At 68.5% G+C, this 7,275-nt stretch carries 4 protein-coding genes; 3 read left to right on the forward strand and 1 reads right to left on the reverse strand.

The features are described from left to right. The first annotated feature begins 20 nt into the window (after positions 1-20). Positions 21-2,009 (forward strand): ATP-dependent DNA helicase, encoded by a 1,989-nt coding sequence (locus ACFYO2_RS42550; RefSeq protein WP_388360905.1) that lies wholly within the window; start codon positions 21-23, stop codon positions 2,007-2,009. A gap of 158 nt (positions 2,010-2,167) precedes the next feature. Here the strand turns inward: ACFYO2_RS42550 and lexA are convergent, their stop codons facing one another. After that, positions 2,168-2,947 (reverse strand): transcriptional repressor LexA, encoded by a 780-nt coding sequence (gene lexA / locus ACFYO2_RS42555; RefSeq protein ID WP_388360908.1) that lies wholly within the window; start codon positions 2,945-2,947, stop codon positions 2,168-2,170. A 564-nt stretch (positions 2,948-3,511) separates the two neighbouring features. Between lexA and nrdR the strand changes: the two genes are divergently transcribed. Together nrdR and ACFYO2_RS42565 are read left to right on the forward strand one after the other, a co-directional pair. Next, positions 3,512-4,087, forward strand: a complete 576-nt coding sequence (nrdR, locus tag ACFYO2_RS42560; RefSeq protein WP_388360911.1) for a transcriptional regulator NrdR — start codon at positions 3,512-3,514, stop codon at positions 4,085-4,087. A 164-nt stretch (positions 4,088-4,251) separates the two neighbouring features. Beyond that, positions 4,252-7,146 carry a vitamin B12-dependent ribonucleotide reductase gene (locus ACFYO2_RS42565; RefSeq protein WP_388360914.1) on the forward strand — a complete coding sequence of 965 codons (2,895 nt, stop codon included), beginning with the start codon at positions 4,252-4,254 and terminating at the stop codon, positions 7,144-7,146. The last annotated feature ends 129 nt before the right edge of the window (positions 7,147-7,275 follow it).

Below are 7,275 nucleotides of genomic sequence, written 5' to 3' on the forward strand. Positions count from 1 at the left end.
GGCCGTAGGGTGGTCGCGCTATGACGAAGCCCTCACTCCCCGAACTCCTGCATGCTGCCGTCACTGCCGTCGGCGGCACGGAGCGCCCAGGCCAGGTGACCATGGCCGAAGCCGTCGCGGACGCCATCGACGACAGCTCCCATCTCCTGGTGCAGGCCGGCACCGGCACCGGAAAGTCGCTGGGCTATCTCGTGCCCGCGCTCGCGCACGGGGAGCGCGTCGTCGTAGCGACCGCGACGCTCGCCCTGCAGCGCCAGCTCGTGGAGCGGGACCTGCCGCGCACGGTCGATGCGCTGCACCCGCTGCTGCGCCGCCGCCCGGAGTTCGCGATGCTCAAGGGCAGGTCGAACTACCTGTGTCTGCACCGGCTCCGCGAGGGCGCCCCGCAGGACGAGGAAGAAGGCCTTTTCGACCAGTTCGAGGCGGCCGCGCCCACCAGCAAACTGGGCCAGGACCTGCTGCGCATGCGTGACTGGGCGGACGAGACCGAGACCGGCGACCGCGACGACCTCACACCGGGCGTCTCCGACCGTGCCTGGGCCCAGGTGTCGGTGTCGTCACGTGAATGCCTGGGCGCCTCGAAGTGCGCCTATGGCGCCGAGTGCTTCGCCGAGATGGCCCGCGAGCGCGCCAAGCTCTCCGAGGTCGTCGTCACCAACCACGCGCTGCTGGCCATCGACGCCATCGAGGGCGCCCCGGTCCTCCCACAGCACGAGGTGCTGATCGTCGACGAGGCGCACGAACTGGTGTCCCGGGTCACCGGAGTCGCCACCGGCGAGCTCACCCCCGGCCAGGTCAATCGCGCGGTGCGCCGCGCGGCAAAGCTCGTCAACGAGAAGGCCGCCGATCAGCTCCAGACCGCCGCCGAGGGCTTTGAGCGCCTGATGGAACTCGCCCTCCCGGGCCGCCTGGAGGAGATCCCGGAAGACCTCGGCTACGCGCTGATGGCCCTGCGCGACGCCTGCCGTACGGTGATTTCCGGGATCGGCGCCACCCGCGACAAGTCCGTCCAGGACGAGGACGCGGTCCGCAAGCAGGCGCTGGCCTCGGTGGAGAGCGTGCACGACGTGGCAGAGCGGATCACGAACGGCTCCGAGTGGGACGTCGTCTGGTACGAACGCCACGATCGCTTCGGCGCCTCACTGCGCGTGGCCCCCATGTCGGTCTCCGGCCTGCTGAGGGAGAAGCTCTTCGCGGACCGTTCGGTGGTCCTGACGTCCGCGACCCTGAAGCTGGGGGGCGACTTCAACGGCGTCGGAGCCTCCCTGGGCCTTGCCCCTGAGGGGACGGAAGGCGAGGACGTCCCGCAGTGGAAGGGCGTCGATGTCGGCTCGCCCTTCGACTATCCCAAGCAGGGCATCCTGTACGTCGCGAAGCACCTGGCACGCCCGGCACGGGACGGCGACCGCGTGGACATGCTCGACGAGCTCACCGAGCTGATCCAGTCGGCCGGCGGCCGCACTCTGGGGCTGTTCTCCTCGATGAGGGCGGCCCAGCTGGCCGCGGAGGAGCTGCGCTCCCGTATCCCCGAGTTCCCCATCCTCCTCCAGGGCGAGGAGACCCTCGGCGAGCTGATCAAGAACTTCGCCGCCGATCCCAGGACGTGCCTCTTCGGCACGCTCTCGCTCTGGCAGGGTGTCGACGTCCCGGGTCCCAGCTGTCAGCTGGTCGTCATGGACAAGATCCCGTTCCCGAGGCCGGACGATCCGCTGATGAGCGCCCGCCAAAAGGCGGTGGAGGAGGCGGGCGGCAACGGCTTCATGGCGGTCGCCGCCACCCACGCGGCCCTGCTCATGGCCCAGGGCGCCGGTCGCCTCGTACGGGCTTCGGCGGACCGCGGTGTGGTCGCCGTACTGGACCAGCGCCTGGCGACGGCGCGGTACGGGAGCTATCTCAAGGCCTCGTTGCCCGACTTCTGGTACACGACGGACCCTCATCAGGTCCGGAAGTCACTGGCCGCGATCGATGAGGCGGCGAAGAAGGCGGAGGCGGCAGGCACGGCTGAGTGATCGGGGCTTGGTCCCGGCCCCGCCGGGGCAGGGACCAAGCCCCGATTCACAATCCCTTGTCACCAGGGATCGCGCAGCGCAGGGCCCCGGAACCGGCGCAGGGGTCCCGGGGCCCGGTCAGAGGGCGGCCGCGTATGGGCCCGCCCGCCGCAGCCGCGTCACACGCGCCGCAGCACCGCCACCACCTTGCCGAGGATGGTCGCGTCGTCGCCGGGAATCGGCTCGTACGCGGCGTTGTGCGGGAGGAGCCAGACGTGGCCGTCCTCGCGCTTGAAGCGCTTGACGGTGGCCTCGCCGTCGAGCATCGCGGCGACGATGTCGCCGTTCTCGGCGACCGGCTGACGGCGGACCGTGACCCAGTCTCCGTCGCAGATCGCGGCCTCGATCATGGAGTCGCCGACGACCTTGAGGACGAACAGCTCACCGTCACCGACCAACTGGCGAGGCAGGGGGAAGACATCCTCGACGGACTCCTCCGCGAGGATCGGGCCACCTGCGGCGATGCGGCCGACCAGCGGGACGTACGACGCGGCGGGCTTGCCCGCGGTGTCCGTGGGCTGCGCCGAGGACGCCTGGTCGGAGCCACGCACCTCATACGCGCGCGGGCGGTGCGGGTCGCGGCGCAAGAAGCCCTTGCGCTCCAGTGCCATGAGCTGATGTGCGACGGACGACGTGCTGGACAGGCCTACCGCCTGGCCGATCTCCCGCATCGACGGCGGGTAGCCGCGCCGCTGCACTGAGTCCCGGATGACCTCGATCACCCGCCGCTGTCGGTCGGTGAGCCCCGAGCTGTCCGCCCGGATGCCCGGAGGTCGGCCCGGCAGGGAGCGCTTTTGCCCCTCGGGATTCATGGCTTCGTTCATCGCATGCACCGGCTCGAGTCGGCCCTGGGAGCGGTCCTGGGCAGTGATGGTGGCACTGTCTGCGGTGGTGGTCACGTCGGCCCCTCTCGATGGTCTCCCTGCTGGACAACGGTAGTTGCTTTCGAAAGGTTGCGCCAAACACACGTTCGAGTGAAAAAGTGCGAAAAGCCCGACTCGATCATGTGCCTGGGTGTATGGCTGACGCGGCGCCTGGCAGACAAAGGCGCTCATTGTTGTACTCTTCACCGCCGGGGCGGGCGACCTCGTGGGTGCCGCCCCAGTCTGCCATCCGCCTTCACGTCAGCCGGGAACCGGCCCCCATCTGCGCGGGAATCCCACGTGCCCTCCCTTTGGCGCCCACGGTATCTCCGCATGTGTCGCAGCGGTACGGCTGCGCGGCCCGGGTATCAGTGCGGCGGTATGGGCATGCGGCACCTGCCATGCGCGAGCGACACGCGAGCAAGGCGTGGATGTATGGGCCAATCCCCACATCTAGTGGTTGGATTGCAACAGCAGCCCAGAAGTTGTGGTCCCCCGGGTCTTCAAGCCCTCGGCCATCGCCTATGCTTGGGGCTGCTTCAAGGGGCTCAAGACGCCTCTTGAGGCTATTGAGTCTGCTGTGAAGGAGGGTTGGAGTTCATGCACTGCCCCTTCTGCAGGCACCCCGACAGCCGCGTCGTCGACAGTCGTACGACCGACGACGGCACGTCGATCCGCAGGCGCCGCCAGTGTCCTGACTGCTCCCGTCGTTTCACGACCGTGGAGACGTGCTCGCTCATGGTGGTCAAGCGGTCCGGAGTCACCGAGCCTTTCAGCCGTACCAAGGTCATCAATGGCGTGCGCAAGGCATGCCAGGGACGGCCTGTCACCGAGGACGCGCTCGCCCAGCTCGGCCAACGGGTCGAGGAGGCGGTGCGGGCCACCGGGAGTGCCGAGCTGACCACCCACGACGTGGGGCTGGCCATACTCGGCCCGTTGCAGGAGCTCGATCTCGTCGCCTATCTGCGATTCGCCTCTGTCTACCGGGCGTTCGACTCGCTCGAGGACTTCGAGGCGGCCATCACCGAACTCAGGGAGACGGGATCCCCCGCCGCGGACGACGAGGACCGCGAGGGCACTGGCGACGGCAAGGACGCTGTCGCGGGGGGCCAGGAAGACGACCGCGGGTCCGGAGGGACTGCACAGGTCCCCGAGCCCGCCAACGCGGCCGACTGACCGGCGGACCGAAACCAGGGGGAGACTCCCGGGTCGGCCGGGCAGCGGCGGACGAAGACTTGTTGCGGGCGATGAGCGAGTGGGTCCCGCAACACCAGACACAACACCGTGCCACGGGAACATCGTGGCATTTCAGGGCGTTTTTGCCTGTACAGGGAGGCGGCATGACAGAGACGGCGAGCGGTCCGGCACGGAGTTCCCGCGCCAAGGGCACCAAGGCGACCAAGGGGCTGCGTATCGAGCGCATCCACACCACCCCCGGCGTGCATCCGTACGACGAGGTGGCCTGGGAGCGTCGTGACGTCGTCATGACCAACTGGCGCGACGGCTCGGTCAATTTCGAGCAGCGTGGCGTCGAGTTCCCGGGCTTCTGGTCGGTGAACGCGGTCAACATCGTCACCAGCAAGTACTTCCGCGGTGCGGTCGGCACCCCGCAGCGCGAGGTGAGCCTCAAGCAGCTCATCGACCGCATCGTGAAGACGTACCGGAAGGCCGGCGAGGACTACAAGTACTTCTCCTCGCCCGCCGACGCGGAGATCTTCGAGCACGAGCTGGCGTACGCCCTCCTGCACCAGATCTTCAGCTTCAACAGCCCCGTCTGGTTCAACGTCGGTACACCCCAGCCCCAGCAGGTCTCCGCCTGCTTCATCCTGTCCGTCGACGACTCAATGGAGTCGATCCTCGACTGGTACAAGGAAGAGGGCATGATTTTCAAGGGCGGCTCCGGCGCCGGCCTGAACCTCTCCCGCATCCGTTCCTCCAAGGAACTGCTCTCATCCGGCGGCAACGCCTCCGGACCCGTCTCCTTCATGCGCGGCGCCGACGCCTCGGCAGGAACGATCAAGTCGGGCGGTGCCACCCGTCGCGCCGCCAAGATGGTCATCCTGGACGTCGACCACCCGGACATCGAGGGCTTCATCGAGACCAAGGTCAAGGAGGAGGAGAAGATCCGAGCCCTGCGTGACGCGGGCTTCGACATGGACCTGGGTGGCGACGACATCACGTCCGTCCAGTACCAGAACGCCAACAACTCGGTCCGGGTGAACGACGAGTTCATGAAGGCGGTCGAGGAGGGCGGCAAGTTCGGCCTACGCGCCCGCATGACCGGCGAGGTCATCGAAGAGGTCGACGCCAAGTCGCTCTTCCGCAAGATGGCCGAGGCGGCCTGGGCCTGTGCCGACCCCGGCATCCAGTACGACGACACCATCAACGCCTGGCACACGTGCCCGGAGTCGGGCCGCATCAACGGCTCGAACCCCTGCAGCGAGTACATGCACCTGGACAACACGTCCTGCAACCTCGCCTCCCTGAATCTGATGAAGTTCCTGAAGGACGACGGCAAGGGCACTCAGTCCTTCGAGATCGAGCGCTTCGCGAAGGTCGTCGAGCTGGTCATCACCGCGATGGACATCTCCATCTGCTTCGCGGACTTCCCGACCCAGAAGATCGGCGAGAACACGCGGGCCTTCCGCCAGCTCGGCATCGGCTACGCCAACCTCGGCGCCCTGCTGATGGCGACGGGCCACGCGTACGACTCCGACGGCGGCCGCGCCCTCGCCGGCGCCATCACCTCCCTGATGACCGGCACGTCGTACAAGCGCTCCGCCGAACTCGCCGCGGTCGTCGGCCCGTACGACGGCTACGCCCGCAACGCCCAGCCGCACCTGCGCGTCATGAAGCAGCACTCCGACGCCAACACCAAGGCCGTCCGCATGGACGACCTGGACTCGCCGATCTGGGCCGCCGCCACGGAGGCCTGGCAGGACGTGTTGCGTCTGGGCGAGAAGAACGGTTTCCGTAACTCCCAGGCGTCCGTCATCGCCCCGACCGGCACCATCGGTCTGGCGATGTCCTGCGACACCACCGGCCTTGAGCCCGACCTCGCGCTGGTCAAGTTCAAGAAGCTCGTCGGCGGCGGCTCGATGCAGATCGTCAACGGCACCGTCCCGCAGGCCCTGCGTCGCCTGGGCTACCAGGAGGAGCAGATCGAGGCGATCGTCGCCCACATCGCCGACCACGGCAATGTGATCGACGCTCCGGGCCTCAAGCCCGAGCACTACGAGGTCTTCGACTGCGCCATGGGCGAGCGCTCCATCTCCGCGATGGGTCACGTTCGCATGATGGCCGCGATCCAGCCGTGGATCTCCGGTGCGCTCTCCAAGACGGTCAACCTGCCGGAGTCGGCGACCGTCGAGGACGTCGAAGAGGTCTATTTCGAGGCCTGGAAGATGGGCGTCAAGGCGCTCGCCATCTACCGCGACAACTGCAAGGTCGGCCAGCCGCTCTCCGCCAAGACCAAGGAGAAGGAGAAGGTCGAGGTCACGGAGAAGGCCGAGGCGACCATCCGGGAGACGGTCGAGAAGATCGTCGAGTACCGCCCGGTCCGCAAGCGCCTCCCGAAGGGGCGTCCCGGCATCACGACGTCCTTCACGGTCGGCGGCGCTGAGGGCTACATGACGGCCAACTCCTACCCGGACGACGGGCTGGGCGAGGTCTTCCTGAAGATGTCGAAGCAGGGCTCGACCCTCGCGGGCATGATGGACGCCTTCTCGATTGCCGTCTCCGTCGGCCTCCAGTACGGCGTGCCGCTGGAGACGTACGTCTCGAAGTTCACGAACATGCGCTTCGAGCCCGCCGGCATGACGGACGACCCGGACGTGCGGATGGCGCAGTCGATCGTCGACTACATCTTCCGCCGCCTGGCGCTCGACTTCCTGCCCTTCGAGACGCGCTCCGCGCTCGGCATCCACTCCGCCGAGGAGCGCCAGCGCCACCTGGAGACCGGCTCGTACGAGCCGTCCGACGACGAGGTGGACGTCGAGGGCCTGGCCCAGTCGGCGCCGCGCGCCCAGGAACTGAAGGCCGTCGCAACCCCCAAGGCCGAGATCGACGTGGCCAAGCCCGCCCCGCAGCAGGCCCACACCAGCGCCGAGCTGGTGGAGATGCAACTGGGCATCCAGGCCGACGCCCCGCTGTGCTTCTCCTGCGGTACGAAGATGCAGCGGGCCGGCTCCTGCTACATCTGCGAGGGCTGCGGCTCGACCAGCGGCTGCAGCTGAGTCTCGCCACCCTCCGGGTGTGAACCTACGGTGAGGGGGGGGGGGGGGGGGGGGGGGGGGGGGGGGGGGGGGGGGGGGGGGGGGGGGGGGGGGGGGGGGGGGGGGGGGGGGGGGGGGGGGGGGGGGGGG

The organism is Streptomyces sp. NPDC006602, assembly GCF_042870385.1.
Lineage (GTDB): Bacteria > Actinomycetota > Actinomycetes > Streptomycetales > Streptomycetaceae > Streptomyces.